Annotated in this window: 20 protein-coding genes; 10 read left to right on the plus strand and 10 right to left on the minus strand. The window is 66.0% G+C overall.

The window, feature by feature from the left end; genetic code table 11:
• Nucleotides 1-30: 30 nt before the first annotated feature.
• From P7L68_RS15940 to P7L68_RS15960, 5 genes are all read right to left on the minus strand, one after another.
• The gene (locus P7L68_RS15940; RefSeq protein WP_372006610.1) at nt 31-1,131 is read right to left on the minus strand and encodes a TRAP transporter substrate-binding protein; all 1,101 of its coding nucleotides are present in this window, start codon (nt 1,129-1,131) and stop codon (nt 31-33) included.
• A gap of 185 nt (nt 1,132-1,316) precedes the next feature.
• On the minus strand, nt 1,317-2,429 hold the full coding sequence (locus tag P7L68_RS15945; RefSeq protein ID WP_372006611.1) for a TRAP transporter substrate-binding protein: 1,113 nt from the start codon (nt 2,427-2,429) through the stop codon (nt 1,317-1,319).
• 317 nt (nt 2,430-2,746) lie between these two features.
• Complete coding sequence (locus P7L68_RS15950) at nt 2,747-3,475, minus strand: arginyltransferase (protein ID WP_372006612.1); 729 nt, start codon at nt 3,473-3,475, stop codon at nt 2,747-2,749.
• Nucleotides 3,476-3,577: 102 nt separating this feature from the next.
• Nucleotides 3,578-4,834 carry a threonine ammonia-lyase gene (locus tag P7L68_RS15955; protein WP_372006613.1) on the minus strand — a complete coding sequence of 419 codons (1,257 nt, stop codon included), beginning with the start codon at nt 4,832-4,834 and terminating at the stop codon, nt 3,578-3,580.
• A 36-nt stretch (nt 4,835-4,870) separates the two neighbouring features.
• A complete protein-coding gene (locus tag P7L68_RS15960; protein WP_372006614.1) occupies nt 4,871-7,315 on the minus strand; it encodes a penicillin acylase family protein in 2,445 nt (814 codons plus the stop codon).
• 209 nt (nt 7,316-7,524) lie between these two features.
• On the opposite strand from P7L68_RS15960, the gene P7L68_RS15965 reads away from it, so the two are divergent.
• The gene (locus P7L68_RS15965) at nt 7,525-8,748 is read left to right on the plus strand and encodes a type III PLP-dependent enzyme (protein WP_372006615.1); all 1,224 of its coding nucleotides are present in this window, start codon (nt 7,525-7,527) and stop codon (nt 8,746-8,748) included.
• On the opposite strand, the gene P7L68_RS15970 is transcribed toward P7L68_RS15965, so the two are convergent.
• Nucleotides 8,741-9,751, minus strand: a complete 1,011-nt coding sequence (locus P7L68_RS15970; protein WP_372006616.1) for a 2-keto-4-pentenoate hydratase — start codon at nt 9,749-9,751, stop codon at nt 8,741-8,743. The genes P7L68_RS15965 and P7L68_RS15970 overlap by 8 nt on opposite strands.
• A 58-nt stretch (nt 9,752-9,809) precedes the next feature.
• Entirely contained in the window at nt 9,810-10,814 is a 1,005-nt protein-coding gene (gene hemB / locus P7L68_RS15975) for a porphobilinogen synthase (protein ID WP_372006617.1), read from the minus strand.
• Between the two features lie 263 nt (nt 10,815-11,077).
• On the opposite strand from hemB, the gene P7L68_RS15980 reads away from it, so the two are divergent.
• Together P7L68_RS15980 and P7L68_RS15985 are read left to right on the plus strand one after the other, a co-directional pair.
• Nucleotides 11,078-12,157, plus strand: a complete 1,080-nt coding sequence (locus P7L68_RS15980) for an enoyl-CoA hydratase/isomerase family protein (RefSeq protein ID WP_372006618.1) — start codon at nt 11,078-11,080, stop codon at nt 12,155-12,157.
• A 241-nt stretch (nt 12,158-12,398) separates the two neighbouring features.
• On the plus strand, nt 12,399-12,854 hold the full coding sequence (locus P7L68_RS15985) for a MarR family winged helix-turn-helix transcriptional regulator (RefSeq protein WP_372006619.1): 456 nt from the start codon (nt 12,399-12,401) through the stop codon (nt 12,852-12,854).
• Nucleotides 12,855-12,946: 92 nt separating this feature from the next.
• On the opposite strand, the gene speE is transcribed toward P7L68_RS15985, so the two are convergent.
• Both speE and speD read right to left on the minus strand, forming a co-directional pair.
• Entirely contained in the window at nt 12,947-13,825 is an 879-nt protein-coding gene (gene speE, locus P7L68_RS15990; RefSeq protein WP_372006620.1) for a polyamine aminopropyltransferase, read from the minus strand.
• A 48-nt stretch (nt 13,826-13,873) separates the two neighbouring features.
• Nucleotides 13,874-14,275 (minus strand): adenosylmethionine decarboxylase, encoded by a 402-nt coding sequence (speD, locus tag P7L68_RS15995; protein WP_372006621.1) that lies wholly within the window; start codon nt 14,273-14,275, stop codon nt 13,874-13,876.
• Nucleotides 14,276-14,632: 357 nt separating this feature from the next.
• Here speD and P7L68_RS16000 point away from each other — a divergent pair, with 357 nt between their 5' ends.
• From P7L68_RS16000 to rnk, 4 genes are all read left to right on the plus strand, one after another.
• The gene (locus P7L68_RS16000; RefSeq protein ID WP_372006622.1) at nt 14,633-15,526 is read left to right on the plus strand and encodes an alpha/beta fold hydrolase; all 894 of its coding nucleotides are present in this window, start codon (nt 14,633-14,635) and stop codon (nt 15,524-15,526) included.
• 137 nt (nt 15,527-15,663) lie between these two features.
• Complete coding sequence (locus P7L68_RS16005) at nt 15,664-16,410, plus strand: DUF502 domain-containing protein (protein ID WP_372006623.1); 747 nt, start codon at nt 15,664-15,666, stop codon at nt 16,408-16,410.
• A gap of 281 nt (nt 16,411-16,691) precedes the next feature.
• Complete coding sequence (locus P7L68_RS16010; RefSeq protein ID WP_372006624.1) at nt 16,692-17,210, plus strand: hypothetical protein; 519 nt, start codon at nt 16,692-16,694, stop codon at nt 17,208-17,210.
• Nucleotides 17,211-17,255: 45 nt separating this feature from the next.
• Complete coding sequence (gene rnk / locus P7L68_RS16015; protein WP_372006625.1) at nt 17,256-17,672, plus strand: nucleoside diphosphate kinase regulator; 417 nt, start codon at nt 17,256-17,258, stop codon at nt 17,670-17,672.
• Here rnk and recG read toward each other — a convergent pair whose 3' ends face one another.
• Nucleotides 17,673-19,772: an ATP-dependent DNA helicase RecG gene (recG, locus tag P7L68_RS16020; RefSeq protein WP_372006626.1), complete on the minus strand. Its 2,100-nt coding sequence runs from the start codon at nt 19,770-19,772 to the stop codon at nt 17,673-17,675.
• Nucleotides 19,773-19,952: 180 nt separating this feature from the next.
• On the opposite strand from recG, the gene P7L68_RS16025 reads away from it, so the two are divergent.
• The 3 genes from P7L68_RS16025 to P7L68_RS16035 all read left to right on the plus strand — a co-directional run bounded on the left by P7L68_RS16025 (nt 19,953) and on the right by P7L68_RS16035 (nt 24,452).
• A complete protein-coding gene (locus tag P7L68_RS16025; protein WP_372006627.1) occupies nt 19,953-20,261 on the plus strand; it encodes a succinate dehydrogenase assembly factor 2 in 309 nt (102 codons plus the stop codon).
• 123 nt (nt 20,262-20,384) lie between these two features.
• Entirely contained in the window at nt 20,385-23,948 is a 3,564-nt protein-coding gene (gene mfd, locus P7L68_RS16030; protein WP_372006628.1) for a transcription-repair coupling factor, read from the plus strand.
• A 171-nt stretch (nt 23,949-24,119) separates the two neighbouring features.
• Nucleotides 24,120-24,452, plus strand: coding sequence for a YqjD family protein (locus P7L68_RS16035; protein ID WP_372006629.1), 333 nt, complete (start codon nt 24,120-24,122; stop codon nt 24,450-24,452).
• The last annotated feature ends 7 nt before the right edge of the window (nt 24,453-24,459 follow it).

Genomic DNA, 24,459 nt, shown 5'->3' on the forward strand with positions numbered 1-24,459 from the left:
TGATTGGTGCGCAGAGTTCGCGCCTGGGTATCAGTCGGTAAATGCGGGGCCTTTTGCCCGTGCATTCAGATAGGGCTGCTCGGCATGCCGTGTCCAGGTCATGCAATCGTTCCGGAAGCCATAATAGCTGGCCCAGATCTTCTTCAGCAGGGCGTCACCGCCATCGCGCAGGCGGAGCATGACGGCTTCGCCGGCCCTGGCAAGAGCCGCATCCACGGCTTCGGGAAACGGCTGCACCTTGACGCCATGCTCGGTCTGCAGAGCCTTGAGCGCCGCTGCATTGCGGATCAGGAATTCCGACACATTGGCCTGGTATTCCGAAATCGCCGCCTCGCGGACCACGGCTTTCAGATCGTCGGGCAGGGCATCCCAATGCCTGCGGCCGATGCCGATCTCGACAGCGCCCTGACCCTCGCCGATGCCGGGCGTATAGTAGTTCTTCGCCAGACGATGCAGACCGAAGGCGAGGTCGTTCCAGGGCCCCACCCATTCCGCAGCATCGATCATGCCGCTCTGAAAGGCCTGAAACATCTCGCGGCCCGGCAGCTGCACGACATTGCAGCCGGCTTCGCGCCAGAGTTCGCCGTTCAGCCCGGCGGTGCGGAACTTCAACCCTTTCAGGTCGTCCGGGCCAGTGATTTCGCGCACAAACCAGCCTGCGGCCTGAGCGCTGGTATTCGCAGCCGGGATCGCCTTGATGCCGAACGGGGCGTACAGCTCGTCCTGCAGCTTTTCCCCCTCACCATACAGCCACCAGGCCATATGTTCTGGCGCATACATGCCGAACGGCACGCTGGTGTAGAAGTTGAGCGCGGGATGCTTGCCGCCGTAGTAATAGGCGGCCGAATGATAGGCTTCTGCAGCCCCCTGCTGGACGGCATCAAACACGCCGAAAGCCGGCACGAGTTCATCAGCGGCATACAGCTTCACGGTCAGCCGGCCACCACTCATTTTGGTGATCTTTTGTGCAAGACGTTCGGCTGTCGTGCCCAGGCCGGGAAAATTCTTCGGCCAGGATGTGATCAGCCGCCATTCGATGCGGCCTTCGGCGATGGCCGGGGCGGCGAAGGTGGTGGCGGCTGCTGCAGCGCCGGTGGCAACACTGCGCTTGATGAATGAACGGCGGTCCATCGGCCGGTCTTCCTTGCACGGTTCCTGACATCCGACGGACATACCGTAATGGTATACCATCGGGCGACCTGTCTAGGCCCGTGCGCTGCGGCTGTCCAGAAGCATCTGCAAAAAAATGATGCGCCGCACCATATTCTGGTGCGGCGCATTTTGATGCCGATCCGGTCGAAGGGGCTGACCAGGGGTCAGCTCACCGGGATCGGGTCGAACTTCGCCCGAAGGGCCAGATAGCCGCCCTCGGCGCTGTTGCCATAAGTGCGGGCGTGGTCGAGATAGGTCATGTACGAGGTCCAGGCCCGCCGGGTCACGTCGTCGCCACGATCGCGCAGCTCCAGGGCCACGGCACGGGCGGCATCAGCCAGCACCTTCTGAACCTCATCCGGGAACGTCCGGACCTGGACGCCGTGGTCGTTCTTCAGCACCACCATCGCTTCGGCGTTGCGGGTGAAATACTCGGTGAAGGCAGCTTCGTATTCGGCGGCGCAGGCGCTGCGGATGATGGCCTGGAGATCCTCGGGAAGCCCGCTCCAGTGCTTCTCGGAGATACCGAGTTCGGCTACGGCGCACGGCTCGTTAGTGCCGGCGACATAGTAGTTTTTGGTGATGCGGTGCAGGCCGAAAGCAAGGTCGTTCCAGGGGCCGATCCACTCCGCCGCGTCGACGGTGCCGGACTGCATGGCCTGGAAGATGTCTCCCGGCGGCAGGGTCACGACGTTGACGCCCAGACGGCGCAGGATCTCGGCATTGAGGCCGGCGGTCCGCATCTTGAGGCCCTTGAGGTCCTCAACGGTCTTGATTTCCTTGTTGAACCAGCCGGCAGCCTGGACGCCAGTGTTGATGCAGGGCAGGGCCTTGATGCCGAACGGCCTGGTCATCTCGTCCTGAAGCGCCTCGCCGCCGCCATGCAACCACCAGCCATGGGCTTCCCAGGCCGTCATGCCGAGCGGAATGGAGGTGAAGAGGGTGAGGCCCGGATTCTTGCCGGCGAAATAGTAGCTCGGGCTGTGATAGCACTCCGCAGCACCCTGCTGAACCGCATCGAAGGTGCCGAAAGCCGGGGCGAGCTCGCCGGCACCGAACACCTTGATCACCAGGCGGCCAGCGCTCATCGCCGCGATGCGATCGGCCAGCCGCTGGGCAGAGGTACCCACGCCCGGGAAGTTCTTGGGCCAGGACGTGACCATGCGCCACTCGATGCGCGACTGGGCGAGTGCAGGTGCCGCAAGGCCGCTGGCGGCCGCAGCTGTGGTTGCCGCGGCGGCGACGGCGCCACCGCGGAGGAAGGAACGGCGATTCATCTTGGACGGGCCTCCCCACGTGGATGCTGTTCGGCCCGCTGCCGACGGCCACCGCCGCGCTCTCCCGATGCGGTGGGGCTTTCTTCTGCCGGTGCCGGGCCGATGGGCGCGCATATCCCGTCTGCGGGACGGACAGGCCGCGCGACCATTCTTGGTCGCCGATTATAGGAGGCGTGCGCCGAAAGTGAATAGGTCAACCATGCGTTCGCGAATACGATCATGCATGCCGCATGCCCGTGCCACCGTTGCGCGCCCGATGTATCGCGCAACGGGCGAACAGCCCTGTCGTCAGGCCCGGAGAATTCCGGCCGGCCGGGTCATGTCTGGCGGGGCAGGGGAACCCAGGCGCCATCGACCAGCGCCTCCATCGGGGCGAAGCGGGCCTTGTAGGCCATCTTCCGGCTCTCGGCGATCCAGTAGCCGAGATAGACATAGGGCAGGCCAAGATCGCGTGCCCGGTCGATGTGCCAGAGCACGATCCGGGTTCCAAGGCTGCGGCGCGCCGCGTCGGGATCGTAGAACTTATAGACGGCCGACAACCCGTCGCGCACCCGATCGGTCAGGCAGACGGCGATCAGCTGCCCGTCTTCGCTCCGGAATTCGACGACCTGTGTGTCGATCGGGCTTTCTTCCACCATCATGCGGTAATCGTGGAAGGTCATGGTCGCCATCTCACCATCGGCATGGCGGCTCTTCTGGTAGCGCAGGAACAGTTGATACTGCTCCTGCGTTGCCGTCAGCGGTACGATGGTATGGGAAAGGTCTGCATTCCGTCGCAGCACGGTCCGCTGGCTGCGGGTCGGCTCCATGCCGGCCACCCGGATACGCACAGGCACGCAGGCCGAACATCCGGGGCAGGCAGGCCGATAGGCCATGTGCTGCACGCGTCTGAAGCCGGAACGCAGCAGCCAGTCGTAGAAGGACTGGGCGTTGGGCACGTTCAGGTCCGCCACGACGTCCCGCTCCAGCCGGCCTTCGATATAGGGGCACGGATGGGCGACGGTCATGGTGAACAGATGCTGCGCCCGATGCGGCCACTCCCTCATGGCGATCTCCGAAGGCGGGAGCACGCGCGGCGTGTGACGCGCGTTCACTGACGGAAACTATAGCAGTCGCTCCCACCCCCGACCAAGGCCCCGCGGAGGGCCTTACATCTGAAGAGAGCCGCTCTCGCTGATGTCGTGATCCAGGCGCTGAACTTCCAGCCCTTCTTTTTCGAGCCGGGTGATCAGTTCGCGGGCATGGTCGGGTCCGCGCGTCTCCACGACCAGGTCCACCTCAACCGCCTTGATCGGCACGTGAGAGAAGGCGCGCTGATGATAAACCTCAAGGATGTTGGCGCCGGCATCGCCGATCAGCCGGGCGATCAGCGCCAGCTCTCCCGGCCGGTCATACGAAATCACCCTGAGCCGCATGACCTTGCCATCCCGCACCAGGCCGCGGAGCAGAATGGAGGACAGAATCCGGGTGTCGATGTTGCCGCCCGAGACCACGAGACCGACCGTGCGGCCCTTGAAGCGGTCGTGATGGGCCGGATCGAGCAGGGCAGCGAGGCCGACCGCACCAGCGCCTTCGACCACCGTCTTCTCGATTTCGACGAACAGCTGAACCGCGCGCTCGATGGCGGTTTCGTCGACCAGCAGAAGGTCGTCGACGCACGTCGCGATCACCTGGCGGGTGAACTGGCCGGGGCTCTTGACTGCGATGCCTTCGGCAATGGTCATGCCCTGCGCGGCTGGGACCTCGCGGCCCAATGCCTGTGCCATGAACGGGTAGCGGTCGGCCTGGATGCCGATCACCTCGATCTCCGGCTTGAGCGCCTTGGCGGCAGCAGCACAACCGGCGATCAGCCCGCCGCCGCCCACCGGCACCAGCATCACATCGATGTCCGGCGCCTGTTCAAGCATTTCCAGCGCCACTGTACCCTGACCGGCCGCGATCAGCGGGTCGTCATAGGGGTGGACGAAGGTCAGGCCACGCTCGGCCGCAAGCGCATCGGCCTTTGCACGCGCCTCTTCCAGCGTATCGCCTTCCAGCACCACTTCTGCGCCGAGCGCACGGGTGTGACCGACCTTGGTGAAGGGGGTGAAGCGGGGCATCACGATGGTGGCGGGAATGCCGAGCCGCCGGGCCTGGAGCGCGACGCCCTGGGCATGGTTGCCGGCCGACATGGCGATCACGCCGCGTGCGCGGGTCTCCTCATCCAGGGCAAGCATGCGGTTCAGCGCGCCGCGTTCCTTGAACGAGGCTGTGAACTGAAGGTTTTCGAACTTGCAGACCACCTTCGCGCCGGTGAGGTCGCTGAGCGTTCGGGAGGCCTTGCAGGGGGTACGCTCGATCGATCCATCAAGGCGGGCGGCCGCCTCGCGGATCTGGTCGAGCGTCAGCAGGGTGGAGGCTGGCACGTCGGGGGCTCCGGTACAGGCCCGTGCCGCGCCCGGTCAGTTCGCCGGTGCGGCCGCGGGCGCCAGGGTAAGGCGCTTCGTCCCGGCCGCGGCGTCGATCCGCGACCAGTCGGTGATCATGGGGATGAAGCGGGTCTCGGTCCAGCGCGATGCGAAGGCGTTATAGCCGGAGGAGAGCGGATTGCCGCTCTGCCCGGTGCTCTGGATGAACATCGAGCGCTGCGGATCGGCAAGGTCGTAGATTGCGCGATAGCCGGGGCCATGGGTCGAGCGGAACATCTGTGGACCCTCCGCTGCATCGGCAGCCCAGCGCTGGGCATTTACGGTGAACGGGTCGCCGCCGATCGGATGCGAGATGGCGAGCACGTCCTTGAGCACCGGTACGGCCGACAGCACCCGGTTCTCGGAGACCGCCGGATGTGCCTTGCCCCATGTCCAGGCGGACATGTCGTCGCCCTGGGTGCGGATCAGCAGGGCGATCGCGTCATCCAGAGCACGCGAGATCTGGACGGCGCAACTCTCTGCTTCCGTGGTCCGCCGATCGTCGCACCAGACCGGGTTGCGGGTCAGTGCCACCTCCAGGAATTCGGTGCGGTGGCCGCGATAATCGTCGAACAGATCATCGCCCAACTCGTCGGCAGCGATGCGGGGCAACAGAACATCATACCAGGCCGAGAAGATCAGCGGCGCGGCCTGATCGGCCGCCATGTCGCCGTCCCAACGTTTCAACAGGTCGAGTGCGTCGGCAGCCGCCGGGTGTTCGGGGCTGGCATCGCGGACGCCGGCCATCATCAGTGGCATGAACTGGCGGGCCATCAGTGAAACGGTATCGCCCATGATGGCGCGGAAGCTTTCCGTGTCGTGCTTGTCCGTCGCGTCGAGCATCTGGTCGATACGATCGGCACGGTAAGGCGCGGTCCATTCCCGGCTGATGAAATAGGGGTAGCCCTCGGGCGTGATCCGCTGATTGGCGGTGACGATCCGGCCGTCCTCGGGATCGGTCAGCTGTGGCAGCTCGTCATAGGGAATCCAGCCGGTCCAGTCGCCTTCACCGGTCCAGCCGCGGCTTGGCAGGAAACCGTCGCCCGAGGCCCGGATCGGTACGCGGGCCGGCGCCAGATAGGCGATCCGCCCGCTGGTGTCGGCGAAGACGATGTTCTGCTGCGGCCAGTAGAAATCGCGCAATCCCTCGCGGAAGCTGGCGAAATCGGTGGCCGTATTGGCAGCGAACGCCGCCCGCAGGGTGGGGTCGTCGTCGGTCAGCGCCACCCAGCGGAAGGCGAGCACATGGCGCCGGTCGGTGAGTTCGCCGCCGCCATTGACGACATCGGTCACGATCGGGCCATTGCGGCTTTCGCGGACCGTAAAGCTCTCCGGCCCGGCGCCCTTGACCCGGATGGTCTCGCTGCGGGTGGTGAATTCTGCCGGGCCGGCCGGTGTTTCATAAGTGTCGGCGCCGGGCGCGGTCAGCCGTTCGATGACGAAATCCTGCGTGTCGGGGCCGGTATTCGTGAAGCCCCAGGCGAAGCTGTCGGTGCGTCCCAGCATCACGCTCGGCAGTCCGGGCAGGGTGGCACCGATGACGTCGAAGCCCGGGGCCGAGAGATGGGCCAGATACCAGAGCGACGGCGCGCCCAGACCCAGATGCGGATCATTGGCGAGCAGGGGCTTGCCGGTCGCGGTATGCGCGCCCGAAAGCACCCAGTTGTTGGAGCCGATTCCGTCGATCGGCGGCGTTGCCCCCTGGTCGAGCAGGGTAGAGAACGACGTGTCGCCATAGATCCTGGCCAAGGCATCAAGATCGGTGCCTAGTCCGGCGATTTCCGGCAGGGCGACATTGCCGTCGGCGTCGTAATCCGGCCAGAGATCGGAAATCTGGTCCGCGGTGATGCCGGCGGCAAGCATCCGCGCGCGCAGCAGCTCGTCGCGCCAGTTCTTGGCCAGATCCCAGGCCATCATTTTCAGCCAGACCATCGAATCCGCCGGTGCCCAGGGCTCGGGCGTGATGCCGGTCAGCACGAATTCCAGCGGCCAGGCGCCATCATGGCTGGTGATATAGGCATTCACCCCGGCAACATAGGCGTCGAGCCGACGGCGGGTCTGCTCGTCGAGCTTCCGATAGGACCGTTCGGCATGGCCGTAGACACCGATGGTGCGGATGAAGCGGTCGATGGACAGCGTCGATTTTCCGGCGAATTCCGACAGCCGGCCCGATCCGACCCGGCGCTGGAACTCCATCTGCCAGAGCCGGTCCTGGGCGTGCAGAAAGCCCAGCGCGAAGACGGCGTCCTCGATGCTCCCGGCCTTGATATGGGGCACGTCGTTCTCGTCACGGATCACCGTAACCTCGTCCGAAAGCCCCTGCAGGGCCAGCCGCCCCTCGGTTTCGGGCAGGCTGGTGCGCAGCCAGATCACGCCGATCACCGTCGCGGCGATCACGATGAAGACGAGACCGCCCAGAATTCGACCGATCCAGCGCATGAAGATCTCCGCCTCTTGCCGTCAGAACGCCGCGGAATCCGTGCCGCGTCACGGCGGCAGTCTGATGGAGGCGCAGCTCCGGATCAACCTCTGCGTCACGCGGCCGGTGGAAGAAGAGCCGATCGGCGGTCGCGGATCCGCAACGTCATTCCCATATGATGCGAGAAAGCTATGACCGCCGTCCCCAGATCCACAAGGAGCAGAACCGGATGTCAGACCTCTTCCCCACCCGTCGACGCAGCACCCCGGGCCGTTTTCCGGACGTCGATACGATGGTGACGCGGCTGAAGCCCAGCTATCCGGTCTACTGCCTGAAACCTTCGCGCCTTGCCGACGCCGCCCGCACCTTCATCGAAGGCTTTCCGGGCGAAGTGCTGTATGCGGTGAAGTGCAACCCGGAGCGCGCGGTCATCTCCACGCTTTATGAAGCGGGCATTGCCGGCTTCGATGTCGCCTCGCTCGCCGAAGTGGCGCTGGTCGCCGATCTGTTCGAAGAGGCGGAGCTGCATTTTCATCACCCGATCAAGAGCCGCGCAGCCATCGCCAATGCCTACCGGGTTTACGGCGTGGAGCGTTTTGCCGTCGATCATCCGGACGAGCTGGCCAAGATCCACGCCGAAACCCGCGGGGGACCGGTGGTGATGATGGTGCGGCTGACGACCGACAGCAGCCGCAGCACCTATGATCTGTCCGCCAAGTTTGGCGCACCGGTGCCCGAGGCGGCTGCAATGATGCGCGAGGCCCATCGACTGGGCCATCAGGTCGGGCTCTATTTCCATGTCGGGTCGCAATGCCCGGATCCGCTGGCCTATGACGAGGCGATGGCGATCGTCCGGGCAGCAATGGATCACGCCCCGGATGTGCCTGTGGTGGCGCTGGATGTCGGCGGCGGCTTTCCGGGCCGCTACGATATGGGGGTGGAGATGCCGCCGGTGGGCGATTATTTCGCCGCGGTTCGCCGCGCGCTTGACACCATTCCACCGCTGCCCGACCGCCGCATCCTGTGCGAGCCGGGGCGCGCGCTCGTCGCCGACGGCTTGTCGCTTGTGGTGCAGGTGCATCTGCGCAAGGGCGACCGGCTGTTCATCAATGACGGCATCTATGGCAGCCTGTCGGAAACCGTGACCGGACATCTGCGCTTCCCCGCACGTGCGATCCGGCCCGCGGGACCGCTTGGGGGTGAGCGTCAGCCTTTCACCATCTTCGGCCCCACCTGCGATTCGACCGATGTGCTGCCTGCGCCGCTGCTGCTGCCGTCGGACATCCGCGAGGGCGACTGGATCGAGATCGATATGATCGGGGCCTATTCCAATGCCCTCGCGACCCGATTCAACGGCTTTCTGCCTGAAGCCGTGGTCGAAATCGGCGAACCCGCCGCGAAGGCGGCGGGTTCGGTGCTGCGGCGGGCGGAGGCGATGCTTCCGGTTACTTGACCGAAAGCTGTGCCTCCAGCGGCCCGCCCGGCAGGCCGGTATAGATGGCACGCACGACCTGCCCCTCCTTCAGCGGCAGCGGCCGGCTGATGGCGCCCAGGGTGATGAGGTCGCCAGGCTTCAGGCTTTCGCCGCGGGCCTTCAGATGGCCGATCAGCCAGACCAGGGCGTTCAGGGGCTGGCCCATGATGGCCGAGGACCGGCTGTCGACGATCAGCCCGCCATGGCCGTCGAGCACCCTGACCTGCATCTCGGCCATGGCGGCGACGAATTCCGGAGTGGCCTGGACCGGTACCGCCTTGCCGATCACGCCGGTGCGCATGCCGGCATTGATCATCGCCAGGGTCTCGGCGTTCAGCGGCTCCCCCGAGCCCAGCAGCAGGTCGGGGACGTCGATATAGGCCGAGACCGTGGCAAGATGGCCGGCGACCTCCAGCGGATTGGTCGCCTGCATGATGCCGGCGTCTTTCACCGTCACGGCCAGATCGACCTCGACCGTCGGCCGCGAGCCGACGTCGCGGGGCACATCGGCTCCGTTCTCCAGAATCTGACCGGCGAAAATCCGTCCGACCACCGGGGCCCGGGCACCGAACATCTCCTGAGTGGTGCGGGCGGTGAGCGTGAGTTTCCAGCCGAGCTGTGCCGGGCGGGACGGCATGGCGGCGGCGAGGAAGCGATCCTGGGCGGCATAGGCCTGCGCCAGATCCGGCTTCACGTCGGGTGCCTTGGGCTGGATGCGCGCGAGCCAGGCACGACCGAGGCGCTCTGCCTCTTCGACCACCTTGGGTGGCAGGGCAACGGCTGCCGGCCGCGCCGCCGGCGGCTGGCCCGATGGCTGGGACACACCGGGTTGGGCCGGTGCGGCAGGGGCGGTCGGTGCTGCGGGCGCCTGCGGGACAAGGACCCGCGGCCCCGACTGCTGTGCCACGGCGGGCAGGGCGATGAGGGCGGTTGCAAGGCAGGTTGCAGCCGCCATGGCCGGAAGACGGAACGAGATCGGCACCTGGAACTCCGGAAACCGTCGGGGTCTGGGGAGAGAGTATGACGTGGAGAAGGGGGGCTCAGCCGTTGAGCTTCGCCGCGACGTCGCGGGCATAATAGGTCAGCACGCCGGCGGCCCCGGCGCGCTTGAAGGCGAGCAGGCTTTCGACCACCACCTTCTCGCCGTCCAGCCAGCCATTCGCGATTGCCGCCTGAAGCATCGCGTATTCGCCGCTGACCTGGTAGGCGAAGGTCGGCACGCCGAATTCCTGCGAGACCCGCTGCACCACGTCCAGATAGGGCATGCCGGGCTTCACCATCACCATATCGGCCCCTTCCGCCAGATCGAGCGCCACTTCATGCAGGGCCTCGTCGCTGTTGGCAGGATTCATCTGATAGGTGCGCTTGTCTGCGGCGCCCAGATTCCTGGCCGAGCCCACCGCATCGCGGAAGGGGCCGTAGAAGGCCGAGGCATATTTGGCGGCGTAGGCCATGATGCCGCAGCCGGCAAAGCCGTCGGCATCAAGCGCGTCGCGGATGGCGGCGATGCGGCCATCCATCATGTCCGAAGGTGCGATGACATCGGCACCTGCACCGGCCTGAACCAGGGACTGCCGGCACAGCATGTCCACGGTGGGATCGTTCAGGATCTGGCCATTCTCGACGATCCCGTCCTGGCCGTGGCTGGTATAGGGGTCGAGGGCGGCATCGACGATGATGCCGATGTCGGGAACGGCATCCTTGATCGCGCGGATCGCACGGCAGGTCAGGTTGTCGGGATTGGCCGCCTCGCGCCCGTCAGGGGTCTTGAGCGCCTGATCGATCGAGGGAAAGAGGGCAACGGCCGGAACACCCAGATCGCGTGCCTCACGCACGGCGGCGACCGCCCGGTCGATCGACAGCCGGTCCACGCCGGGCATCGAGGCTACCGGCTGGGCGATGCCTTCGCCGTCGACGACGAAGAACGGCCAGATCAGATCATCGGGCGAGAGCCGGTTTTCCGCCACCAGCCGCCGCCACCAGTCGGTCCGGCGGTTGCGACGCATGCGGGTGCGCGGGAAACGTCCGAGGGGGGTCGGTGCCACGACACGATACTCCTGATCGAAAGTCCGAACGGCTCTGCCGGGGCCAGAGAATGCACCCGGTCGGGCCCGACGTAAACCGGATGCAGCCTCCCCGCGGCAAAATCGCCCGGCAGGCCGTGCATCAGGGCTGCATCCGGGTGAAATTGACAGCACCCGGCCGGTCTCTATGATGCCCGACATATCATGGCCCGAGCCATGACCGCGGGCCGACCCCGGTTGCGATGCCGCCGGCCTCGTCAACATGAAGGATCAGAGGAAACGAGATGAGCGACGCGCAGATCCTGTTCGACCGTGCCGGTTCGGCCGGTATCATCACCCTGAACCGGCCCAAGGCTCTGAACGCGCTGACCCTGCCGATGATCCGCCTGATGGCGCCGCAGATGAAGGACTGGGCTGCGGATGATGCGGTGGCCGTGGTGGTGGTGCGCGGTGCACCGCGCCCCGACGGCCGGCCCGCCTTCTGCGCCGGTGGCGATGTCCGCGCGCTCTGGGACGAGCGCGAGGATCCGACCAGCACGCTGGCGGCAGAGTTCTTCGGCGAGGAATATACCCTCAACCGCGAGATCTTCCGCTATGCCAAGCCCTATGTATCGCTGATCGACGGTGTGGTGATGGGCGGCGGTGTCGGCCTTTCGGTCCATGGTCGCTGGCGGGTGGCCACCGAGAACACGCTCTTCGCCATGCCCGAGACCGCGATCGGCATGCTGCCGGATGTCGGCGGCACCTATATCCTGCCGCGTCTGCCCGGCCTTTCGGGGACCTATCTGGCGCTGACCGGTGCCCGGCTGAAGGCGGCTGACTGCCTGGCGCTGGGCATTGCGACCCATTTCGTGCCCTCGGCAAGGCTGGGCGAACTGACCGAGGCCCTGTCGCAGGTGACGGCCGGCGCCGGTGCCGATGCCGAGGTCGAGGCGGTGCTGAACCGCTTCTCGGATGCCGGCGCCGCCGGCACGCCGCAGATCACCCAGCATCTGCCCACCATCAATGCCTGCTTCGCCGGCGACGACATGGCCGGCATTCTGGCGCGGCTGCCGGTCGACGGCGGCGACTGGGGCGCGGGCGTCGCGAAGGAGCTGTCGCACAAGTCGCCGACCAGTATGGTCGTGGCGCTGCGCCAGATGCGGATCGGCGGCAGCCTGTCCTTCGAGGACTGCATGATCACCGAGTTCCGGGTGGCGACGCGCATCGTGCGGACCCATGATTTCGGCGAGGGCATCCGGTCGGTGCTGGTCGACAAGGATCATGCGCCGGTCTGGTCGCCGGCGCATGTCGGGGATGTGGATCCGGCAGCGATCGACGCGCTGTTCGCGCCCCTCGGCAGCCGCGATCTGCATTTCGACTGATTTTGCGCCGATTCTGCGCCAAAGTAGATGGCCGCACCGGAGAACCGGCGCGGCCATCTTGACTTCGGCGCCGTGGTCTAGATGATCGCCTATTGGACTGCAACGCCGGCAGAGAGACCGGCGACAGCAGGACGTTCGTCAAAGTAAACGGCCCCGCTCATGGCGGCACGGGCAGCGGACCGGCGACACCCGCAGCCCCGACCCATGGCCTGAACTCCCGCCGGGCAACGCCGAGGACAAGGTGCGACAGTCTTATCTGGAGACAATTCGTCTGATCGAGCGGCTTCACCGCCGCTTTCTCGACGTGATCAAGGCCGAGCTGGATCGTCTCGGTATCAGCGACATCAACAACGTCCAGGCACTGATCCTGTCGAATATCGGCGAGGAACAGCTCACCATCGGCGAGCTTACCGTTCGTGGCTATTACCTGGGCTCCAACGTGTCGTACAACGTGAAAAAGCTGGTCGAGAATGAATATCTCGAACAGGAGCGTTCTCCGCACGACAAGCGGGCGATGCGCATTCGCCTGACCCAGAAGGGGCGCGATCTTTGCGACCGCGTCAATGAACTCTACGAGCGCAACTGCATGGCTCTTTCCAAGGGCGTGCTGGAGGCCGACGACCTCACCGAGGTGAATGAAAGCCTGCGGACGCTGGAACGGGTCTGGTCGGATTACATCAATTACGGTCGCTTCTGAACCGGCCGGCATAACCCCAGACGGACCAAGAGAAAAGGGCGCCCGAGGAAGCGGGCGCCCTTTCTCGTTCCGGCGGATGGAAGGCCCGAGGTTCAGAGACCGTCGAGCACCGGCGCCAGATAACCCGACAGCGTCATGAGCGACACATGCACGCCCCGATTGTAGTAGCGGGTCGGGAAGGGTCGGGTCTCGATATCATCCCACCGCACGCCGTCATTGAGCTGCCGGCCCTTGCGGGCGATCGAGGAGGACCAGGTGCCGCCGCCATAGATGACGGTGGGATAGGTCATGGGATGGCTGTCGACGAAACCCGCGCCGCGCAGGCAGCGATGGATCTCCTTCAGGCGGCCTTGATGGAAGAGCGGCGATTCGCTCTGCACGACCACCATGCCACCATCGGTCAGGATGCGGTGGCAGTCGGCATAGAAGGCGGCACCGAACAGCCCCTCCGCCGGACCGACCGGGTCGGTGCTGTCGACGATGATCACATCATAGCTGCCCGGCGCGGCATTGCGCACCCAGGCGACGCCATCCTCGAAACGGATCGAGGCGCGCGGGTCGTTGTTGGATGCGGTGAGTTCGGGGAAGAACTTCTCCGACACCCGGACCACGCGCTCGTCGATTTCGACCATGTCGACATGGTCGATCGCGGGATGACGCAGTACCTCGCGCAGCACACCGCAATCGCCGCCGCCGATGATCAGCACCCGCCGGGGCCGTTCATGAATGAACAGCGCCGGATGGGCCATGACCTCGTGGTAGAAGAACTCGTCCTTGTCGGACACGTTCACGAACCCGTCGAGCACCATGGCCGTGCCGAAACCTGTGGTGCGGAACACTTCCAGGCGCTGGAACGGAGTCCGCTCGGCGTGGAGAACTTCAGCGACCTGCAGGCTGTACTGGAAGCCGGTTCCGGCCATGCGTTCGGTGAACCACAGCTCGCTGTCTGCAGCTGCGATGATCTTTTCCATCTTGTCCGATACCTGAGCTGGAACGTCGGAAAGGGTCGGCGACCGGGGTCAGCCGTTCACGACCTTCTTGGGGGCTTCGGCAGGCACGCGGCCGGCGAGCATCGCCTGATGGCCGCGCTCCAGCGACATGGTCGAGAAGGTCCCCGACTTCAGCGCTTCGCGCAGATAGTGGAAGGCCTGTTCGGTATGCAGGCTGTCGCCGCAGGTGAACAGGTCTACCGCCGCATAACCGTATTCGGGCCAGGTATGGATGGCCAGATGGCTTTCGGCGATGATGATCGCGCCGCTGACGCCCAGCGGCGAGAAATGATGGAAGGTATGGGTGACGATGGTCGCCTTGGCGCGCTTGGCGGCTTCGAGCATCGCATCGGTCACGTAGTCGACATTCGCCAGAAGATCGCCGTCGCAGTCGTAGAATTCAGCGATGATCTGATGTCCGAGAGCCTTCACGGCACACCCCCCTTTTCAGAGAAGGTGGCGATCCACCCCAGGTCTCACGCCACAGTTCGTTACACACCCAAGAGGACGAAAGCCGGGCCGCCCGATTTTCTTGCAATCGGAACACGGTCCGGCCATCGGAACGGGTCACCAGCATTGCCTCGTGCCCGGATAAAGTGGCTGGAACCTAGGGATGGGGGGAGGGGGTGTCAACCGAATTTCATGTGACGATCATTCCTGATTGTCGCAGCCATGACGGACGTGAACCGGAGCGCGAGGTTATGCTGCAGAGCAGGGGCCCGCATTGCGGCGGTGACGGGCCTGGGCATGCAGAGATCAACGCCGCGGCAGGAGGAGACAATCGGTCCAATGTCCACAAGCTTTTACGATGATAACTTCACGCGTCGGCGCATCACCGTTGACGACGGTACCGGCATTCATCTGGTCGAGGGCGGCGAGGGGCCACCTCTGCTGTTGTTGCATGGCTACCCTGAGAGCCACGTCATGTGGCACAAAGTGGCGCCGGTGCTGGCGGGGCACTTCCGGCTGGTCATTCCGGATCTGCGCGGCTATGGCGACAGCGACAAACCGGCCGGCGATCCTGCCCACGCGACCTATTCCAAGCGCCGCATGGCTGCCGATATGGCACAGGTGATGACGGCACTCGGCCATGACCGGTTTTCGGTCGCCGGCCATGATCGCGGGGCCCGGGTGACCCACCGGCTGCTGCGGGATCACGAGCCGCGGATCGTGAAGGCGTCGGTCATGGATGTCGTGCCCACGCTCGACGTCTACGAGGCGACCGACATCACCGTGGCCACCAGCTATTTCCACTGGTTTTTCTTCATTCAGGAGGGCGGGCTGCCCGAGCGGTTGATTGCAGGCGATCCCGGCTTCCTGCTCGACTGGGCCTGCGACCGGCTGTGCGTCGACCCGGCGGCGATCGGCCCCAGGGAACGCGAAGAATATAAGCGCTGGTTCGTCCTGCCCGAAGCCATTCATGCAACCTGTGAAGACTATCGGGCCGGCGCTACGATCGATCTGGACCATGACCGGGCGGATCTGCACCGCAGGCTGCGGGTCCCCCTGCTGGTGCTGTGGGGCGCCCATCGTCTGGTCGGCAAACGCTTCGATCCGCTGGCGATCTGGCGCAATCATGCAGAGACGGTGGAAGGTGCGGCACTCGACTGTGGCCATTTCCTGCCGGAAGAAGCGCCGGATGATGTCGCCCGTCGGATGATCGCCTTCTTCAGCGCCGGTTGACTGCGGCCTTCGCCACATAAAAGGTCTGCTGACACCATGTGTCCCAAGCTTGTCCCTTGAGCCCTGCCGCGGGCGATGCCCATGATGAGGCATTCGCCCGTGCAAGACATGCAGGGCATCAGGGGACCGGCCAGACCATGAGCAGACGCGACCGACACGCCGACAGCGATACAGCCGAGCGACCGCATGGCGGCGGGCGGCTCAGGCGCTATTTCCTGGCCGGAATCGTGGTAACGGCGCCGATCGCCATCACCCTTTATGTCGCCTGGTGGTTCATCGCCTTCGTCGACGATCTCGTGCTGCGTTTCGTGCCGCCGGCCTACCACCCGGACCAGTATCTGCCATTCAGCATTCCGGGTGCGGGGCTGATCGTGGTGGTCATCGGCATCACCCTGATCGGCGCCTTTGCCGCCGGCCTCGTCGGCCGGGAACTGGTCCGGCTGGGGGAGGGCATCGTTGCCCGCATGCCGGTTCTGCGCAGCATATATGCGGCCTTGAAGCAGATCTTCGAGACGGTGCTGACCCAGGGGTCCCAGTCCTTCCGCGAGGTGGTGCTGATCGAATATCCCCGGCGCGGGCTCTGGTCGCTGGCCTTCATCACCGGCACGACGGGGGGAGAGATTCAGCGGTTGACCAAGGCGCGGATGGTCAATGTCTTCGTGCCCACCACGCCCAATCCGACCTCGGGTTTTCTGCTGTTCGTACCCGAGACCGAAATCGTCCGGCTGGCGATGACGGTAGAGGAGGGGGTGAAGCTGGTCATTTCCGGCGGCCTCATCACCCCGCCGGATGCCGCAGACCCCGAAGCGAGGGCGGCAGGTGCCCCTCGCGCCGTCGACCGGCGCGAGGGGCTTGATAAACCCGATCGGAATGCGCATGTTTAACCGATCATGATGCATTTCGGCGTTCATCATCGGTCCGCCTGCCTGTTGCGCGGCGGCAATCTCGTCACGGGCTGACCGCCCGGACCGTTCGCGTCCGTTGAACCGGCGCCCGGTCCGGGTGCCTGCGCCGTCGCGGCGCCGTGGCCGTGTCCTCATTCCGGACCTGGGGCCACATCGACAATCCGGAACCGTCGATCCGCCCTGGCAACCGAGGCCGAAACCTCGGGGCAACGGGTGCAATCGGCCCGTTCTACTGCCTTTGCGACGAGAGTGCCGCCGAGATGTCCGCCCGCCATGATCTGCCGCGGGGGCCCGAAACCCGGGCCACCGTGATCTGTTTTGTCTGTCAGCGCGCCCTTCACGCCGCCGATTTCCACCGCGACGGCTGTCCGGTCTGCGGAGCGGGGCGCCATCTGCCGCCCATCCGGCTGCTGCCGGCCGATGCGCGCCGGCTGGCGGCCCTTGCCGGGCGGCTGGCAACGCAGAATCCGCCGCTCGTAGCGGCGCTGACCCGCGAACTGGCCCGTGCCGTGATCGTACGCGACGCACATGGTGCCTGGGGCACTGCGCGGATCGGCGCGGAACTCCGCTTCCGTCTCGACGGGAGCGCAGAGCCGGTCCGTCGACGTCTTCATCTGCCCGAGACGGCCGGGCAGGCCGCCCAGGGCTTCGACCTTTCCCTCGCCACCCCCCTCGGCATCGCGCTGGTGGGGCTGGCTGCGGGTGCCGTCATGCCCTTCACCGACCTCTGCGGCACCCGACGCCTCGTCCGGCTGGACGCGGTGCGCGATGTCGCCTGAACCACCCGAAAACCTGAACCATCTCAAGACACTGGACATGGAATCATGATCAAGAACGAAAGCCTTCAGCACGCCCCGGCCATTCCCGCTCAGCCACCGCCGGTGATCCTGGGCGAGAGCGATTTCGACCGGTTGAGCGCGCTGGCCGATATGGCCGCTGTGGAACCCGGCAGCGCCGTCGCCTTCCTTGCCGCTGAACTCGACCGCGCGACCATCGTGGCCGACCACGAGCTGCCGGGCGACGTGGTCGCCATGCATCGCCGCCTCGCCTATCGCGCCGATGACGGCGCGGAGCATCAGGCCGTGCTGGTCTTTCCCCGTCAGGCGGATATCGCCGCCAACCGCGTGTCGATCCTGACCCCCGTTGGGGCGGCGCTGATCGGCCTCAGGGCCGGGGCCTCCATGGCCTGGCGCGACCGCATGGGCCGGGAACGTCATCTGACCGTAACGGCGGTCGGTTGATCAGCCCGACCGCAGATAGCGCACGGCCTGGTCGCGCTCGAACAGATAGAGCAGGGTTCTGAGCGCCTGCCCCCGGGGCCCGTCGAGTTCCGGTGTGCGCTCGATCTCCAGCCGGGCCTGCGCCTGGGCAATTTCGATCAGATCGGCATGCAGATCGAGATCGGCGAACCGCATTTCCGGTTCGCCGCTCTGTTTCGTGCCCAGCGCATCACCGGCGCCGCGGAGCTTCAGATCCTCCTCGGCAATCACGAAGCCATCTTCCGTCGCCCGCATCACCTCAAGGCGCTTGCGGGCGATTTCTCCCAGAGGGGCGGCATAGAGCAGCAGGCAACTCGCCTGGTCGTCACCCCGGCCGACCCGGCCGCGCAGCTGGTGCAGCTGGGCCAGACCGAAGCGTTCGGCATGCTCGATGATGATCACCGTCGCATCCGGCACATCGACACCGACTTCGATCACCGTGGTTGCGACCAGGACATCGGTACGATCATCGGCTTCGGTGGCGCGGAAGCGGGCAATGGCGGCGTCTTTGTCGGCGCCCTTCATCTTGCCATGGATAAGGCCGACCCGCGGCCCCAGCTGATCCACCAGATCCTCGGCGCGGGCGCTGGCTGCCGACAGATCGGCCTTTTCCGAGACGTCGACCAGCGGGCACACCCAATAGACCTTGTGACCCTCGTCGATGGTGCGGCGCACGGCATCGATCACCTGATCCATCCGGTCCATCGGCAGCACCCTGGTCTGGATCGGTTTGCGGCCCGCCGGCTTCTGCCGGATCCGCGAGACATCCATGTCGCCATAGGTCGTGAGTGCCAGGGTGCGCGGGATCGGGGTCGCGGTCATGACCAGGGTGTCGACGCCGCGCCCCTTCGACGACAGCTGCAGGCGCTGATGGACGCCGAACCGGTGCTGTTCGTCGATGACGGCGAGGCCCAGATCCCGGAAGGCGACACCGTCCTGGAACAGGGCATGGGTGCCGACCAGGATGTCGATCTCGCCCGCCTCCAGCGCCGCCAGCACCTCACGCCGGGCCTTGGCCCGTTCGCGGCCGGTCAGAAGGCCGAAGCGCAGCCCGGCAGGCGCCCCCAGCTTGACCAGCGTCTCCATATGCTGGCGGGCAAGTACGTCGGTGGGGGCCATCAGCGCCGCCTGTGCCCCCGCCTCGACCGCGATCGCCATGGCGATCAGCGCCACCACGGTCTTGCCGCTGCCGACATCGCCCTGAAGCAGGCGGAGCATGCGCATCGGCCCCGCCATGTCACCGGCAATCTCGGACAGGACCTGGCGCTGGTCCTGGGTCAGGCGGAAGGGCAGGCCGGCTTCGATCGGCCGGGTCAACCGGCCGGTGCCGGCCAGATGGCGCCCCGCCGCCCGCCGCTGACGATTGCGAACCAGCGCAATGGCGAGTTGATTGGCAAAGAGTTCATCATAGGCAAGGCGCCGCCGGGCAGGATGCAGCGGCGACAGATCATCCGCGTCGGCGGGGGCATGGGCCGTGGCCAGCGCGCTGCGCCAGTCTGACCAGCCTTCCCGGGCAAGCACGCCGCGATCGATCCATTCCGGCAGTTCGGGCAGGCGCGAGACTGCAAATTTCGCGGCCTTGCGCAAGAGCTTGGGCGAAAGACCATCGGTCCCGGGATAGATCGCCTCAACCGTTTCCACCTCGGCCCGCTTTTCCGGCGGAACGATGTGGTCGGGATGAGGCATCTGCACCTCGCCGCCATAGCGCTCCACCTTGCCGCTGACGATGCGAACCTCGCCTTCGGGCATGAGCCGTCGCCAGTCCGCCTCGCGGCCGTGAAAGAAAACCAGGGTCACGCCGGTTCCGTCGGGATCGGCACAGCGCACCCGGTGCGGCTGGCGCGGGCGCTCCGCCGGCTGATGTTCCAGGATGGTGAGCGTGAAGGTCGCGATGCGTCCGGCCGGCGCAATCACGGCGGGTGGGGCATGGCGCCGATCGACCACCGAAACCGGCAATGTGTTGATCACGTCGATCACCCGGCTGCCGCGTGCGGCGCGTTCGACCAGTTTCAGCACGCGCGGGCCGATGCCGGGCAGGCTGGTGGCTTCGGCGAAAAGCGGGAAGAGGGCTTCGGGGCGCATCTGGTCCGGTCAAAAGGCACGGTCGGGCGGGCTCGGTCGGGCGCCAACGATAGGGGCCGGGCCGGGCCGTGACAAGCTGCATGGCCGCAATGCCCTGAGACAGCGCCGGGGGGTGACAGCGCAGGGCGCGCGGGCTATATCACGGGACGCAGACGACAAGCAGGAAGGGCACCAGCTCCCATGGCCGAAGACCTCGAAATCCGTCGCCGCCGGCTGCGTTATCAGAGCTGGTACCGCGGTTGCAAGGAAACCGACATCCTGTTCGGCAAGTTTGCCGACGCCTGGATCGACCGTTTCGACGCCGGGCAGCTGGACGCTTTCGAGGCATTGCTCGACGAAAGCGATGTCGATCTCTACAACTGGTTGAGCGGCCGTGAGCCCCTGCCGGAAGACCTGGCCGCCAATCCGGTCATGCAGATGATGATGCAGTTCGACGTGGCAACCGCGCCCGATCGCGGTCTCGCTGAAGGCGGGCTCGGCAGCGTCTGAGATCAGGCGCTCGGGAACAGGCCGCGGCCGGCCTTCACATTTCCGTCAACCTTTCACGCCCCAGACTGTTTCGATGAACGACGTCGCCGCCCCGGTCCGGTCCTTCGGGGACGGAGGACGCGCTTGAAGGATGCGACGCCCGTGCTGATCGATCCCACGCTCTTCGACCGCCCCGGACGCATCCTGCTGACCGAGGCGCCCGACGGTCTGGTCTGGCAGCTGGCGGCTGAATTTGCGACCGCCAGGCCCAACCGTGATCTGGTGCTGGTCATGCGTGATGACGCTCGCATGGCGGCGGCGGCCGATGCGCTGAAGGTTCATCTGCCCGAGGCCGAGGTGCTGCGCCTGCCGGCCTGGGACTGTCTGCCGTATGACCGGGCATCCCCCAACGGCATGATCGCCGCCGAGCGGATGGATACGCTGACCAGGCTGGCCGGCGGCCCGGCGGCGGACGACCCGAAGACGGGGACAGCCGGCCGGCCGCGCGCGATCGTGGTCACCACCGTCAATGCGCTTGCCCAGCGCGTGCCGCCACGCGAAAGCCTGGCCCTGGCGCGGCTCCGGCTGGAGCCGGGGCACCGGCTGTCGACCGAGCGGCTGGTCGACTATCTGATGCACAACGGCTATGTCCGTGCCGGTACGGTGATGGAACCGGGTGAGTTTGCCGTTCGCGGCGGCATCGTCGATCTGTTCCCGGCCGGCGAGCCGGATCCGGTCCGCCTCGATTTCTTCGGCGACGAGGTCGAAGCGATCCGTAACTTCGATCCGATCACCCAGCGCTCCAATGCCCGGATCCGCCGGCTGGACCTGAAACCGGTGAGCGAGATCCTGCTCACGGAAGGCGTGATCCAGCGGTTCCGCCAGGGGTACCGTCAGGAATTCGGTGCGGTCGGTACCGGCGATCCGCTTTACGAGGCGATCAGCGCCGGCCGGCGTCATGCCGGCATGGAGCACTGGCTGCCGCTGTTCCATACCCATCTGGAACCGGTGACGGCCTATTTCGACCGGCCGGTGATGGTTTTCGACCATCTGGCAGACCAGGCGTTCACCGAGCGACGGGTGCTGATCGAGGATTATTACGAGGCGAGGCGCACCGGGCCGGTCTCGATCATCGGCGGCGAGCGCGAGGCCCCCTATAGGGCGCTGCCGCCCGACCAGCTGTATCTGACCGCGAAGGAATGGGCCGAAATCGGCCGCTCCGAGACGCTGGTTGCGGTTCAGCCGGGGGCTGCGGAGCGGCCGCTTGAACAGGGCTGGCAGGCGGCGCGGCTGGCCGGTCGGGCCGCCCGCGATTTTGCGCCCGAGCGCAAGGACGAGGACGTCAATCTCTTCGAGGCGCTGAAGGCCCATGTCGATGCCGAGCGCGGGGCCGGGCGGCGCGTCGTGGTCTGCTGTTACAGCGCCGGCGCACTCGACCGCATCCGGACGGTGTTCGAAGACCACGGGCTGAAGCAGCTGGAGCAGGTGGAGACCTGGGCCGATATCGGCAAGGCGAAGCCGGGCGCCCTCGTGCTGATCGTGCTGCCGCTCGACCATGGCTATGTCGCGGGCAATCTCTCGGTCCTGACCGAACAGGACATCCTGGGCGACCGGTTGCACCGCAAGACCCGCCGCAAGCGTCGGGCGGAGAACTTCCTGCGCGATGCCGACAGCCTGACCGTCGGCGACCTGGTGGTTCATGTCGACCATGGTATCGGGCGCTATGAAGGTCTTGAGACGATCACCGCCGGCGGCGCACCGCATGACTGCGTGCTGGTGGTCTACGAGGGCGGTGACCGGCTGTTCGTGCCGGTCGAGCATATCGATATGCTGTCGCGCTACGGCACGGCCGACGGGCCGGCCCCGCTGGACCGGTTGGGCGGCACCCAATGGCAGCAGCGCAAGGAGCGCACCAGGCGGCGGCTGAAGGACATGGCCGATGCGCTGATCGCGGTTGCGGCCGAACGGCAGCTGAAGGGAGCCGCCCGGATCGAGCGGCCGCAGGGGCTCTATGACGAGTTCTGCGCCCGCTTCCCCTACACCGAAACCGAAGATCAGCTGCATGCGATCGAGGATGTGATCGACGACCTGGCCTCCGGCCGGCCGATGGACCGGCTGATCTGCGGCGATGTCGGTTTCGGCAAGACCGAGGTCGCATTGCGGGCGGCGTTCATTGCCGCGATGAGCGGTGTGCAGGTGGCCGTGGTTGCCCCGACCACTCTGCTCTGCCATCAGCATTTCCTGGGCTTTACCAAGCGGTTCCAGGGCTTTCCGATCAAGATCGTCGAAGTCTCGCGCCTGGTCTCCGGCAAGCGCGCCGCCGAGGCGAAGAAGGCGATCGCCGACGGTACGGCCGACATCGTCATCGGCACGCATGCCCTGCTTGCCAAAGGCATATCTTTCCGCGACCTCGGCCTGATGATCATCGACGAGGAGCAGCATTTCGGGGTCAAGCACAAGGAACGGCTGAAGGAACTGAAGGCCGACGTCCATGTGCTGACCCTGACCGCGACGCCGATCCCGCGCACCCTGCAGCTGGCGCTGGCCGGGGTGAAGGAGCTGTCGATCATCGCGACGCCGCCGGTCGACCGGCTGGCGCTGCGCACCTTCACCATGCCCTATGACAGCGTCATCGTCCGCGAGGCGATCCTGCGCGAACAGTACCGGGGCGGCCAGACCTTCTTCGTCTGCCCGCGGATCGAGCAGGTGAAGGAAGTGGAGGAGCGGCTGCGCAGTCTGGTGCCCGAGGTCAAGATCGCGGTCGCCCATGGCCGGCTGGCGGCCGGCGAGCTGGAAGACGTGATGGGCGGCTTCTATGGCGGCGAATATGATGTGCTGCTTTCCACCAGCATCGTGGAAAGCGGGCTCGACATCCCGCGTGCCAACACGATCATCATCTATCGCGCCGACCTTTTCGGCCTGGCCCAGCTCTACCAGCTGCGCGGCCGGGTAGGGCGCGGCAAGCTGCGCGGCTATGCCTATCTGATGCTGCCCGCCAATCACGGCGTTACCCGCACCGCCGAGAAACGCCTGGAGGTGATGCAGACCCTCGACAGCCTGGGGGCCGGCTTCACGCTTGCGAGCCATGACCTCGACATCCGCGGTGCCGGTAATCTTCTGGGTGAAGAACAGTCGGGCCATATCCGCGAAGTGGGACTTGAGCTGTTCCAGCAGATGCTCGACGACGCGATTGAGGCAGCCAAGACCGGCGGTGACGGCGCACCCGCACGGCCACCGGTGCGCGACTGGTCGCCGCAGATCAATCTGGGGGCCGCGGTGCTGATCCCCGACACCTATGTCTCGGATCTGGACGTGCGCATGTCGCTCTACCGTCGCCTGGCCGATCTGGACGAGGGCGACGAGCTGGACGCGTTTGCAGCCGAACTGGTCGACCGCTTCGGGCCGCTGCCCGACGAGGTCCGCCAGCTGCTCCAGATCGTGGCGATCAAGCGGCTGTGCATCGCGGCGGGTGTGGAGAAGGTCGAGGCCGGGCCGAAGGGCGCCACCATCGCCTTCCATCTGGACCAGTTCGCCCGGCCCGACGGGCTGATCCAGTTCATTGCCGGCCAGTCAGGCACGATCCGGCTGCGCCCGGATCACAAGCTGGTGGTGATCAGGGCCTGGGCGACCGTCGCCGACCGGCTGAAGGGCGCGCGCGACCTGATCGCGACCCTTGCCCGCATCGCCCGGACCGGAAAGGCCGTATAGATCCTGCCGGGGCAGGTCGCGCTCCTGTCACGTTCGAACCTCAAAACGGTCACACGCCACAGGTTACACCCGGCGGCCATCCTTCCCATATGTGCGGTGCCCTGAATTTTATTGCCTGCAGGCGGGACGCCTGCAGGTGCACCCCCATCGCGACAGGAAAGGACGTCAGCCATGGCGAATGCCGAAACCGCTGCCGGGAAGGCCGTCGATACCGAGATGGAAACCCTGAAGGCCGATCTGGCAGCCCTGAAGGCCGATCTTGCGAAGGTAACCCGACAGGCGGGACGCACTGCCGGTATCGGCGCCGAAGAGCTGGGCGACAAGGCCAATGAAGAGATCAGCCGCCTGAAGACCGAGGTCGATCGCCTGATGCAGCTGGCAAGCGAGCGCGGCCGCGGTGCCGTTGCCGCTGCGGAGCACAAGATCGAGGAACGGCCGCTGACCAGCGTTCTGGTGGCCTTCGGTGTGGGGCTGGTGATCGGTAAGCTGATCGATCGCCGGTGAGCGGGGA

The sequence above is a fragment of the Tistrella mobilis genome, assembly GCF_041468085.1.
GTDB classification, from domain to species: Bacteria; Pseudomonadota; Alphaproteobacteria; order Tistrellales; family Tistrellaceae; genus Tistrella; species Tistrella mobilis_A.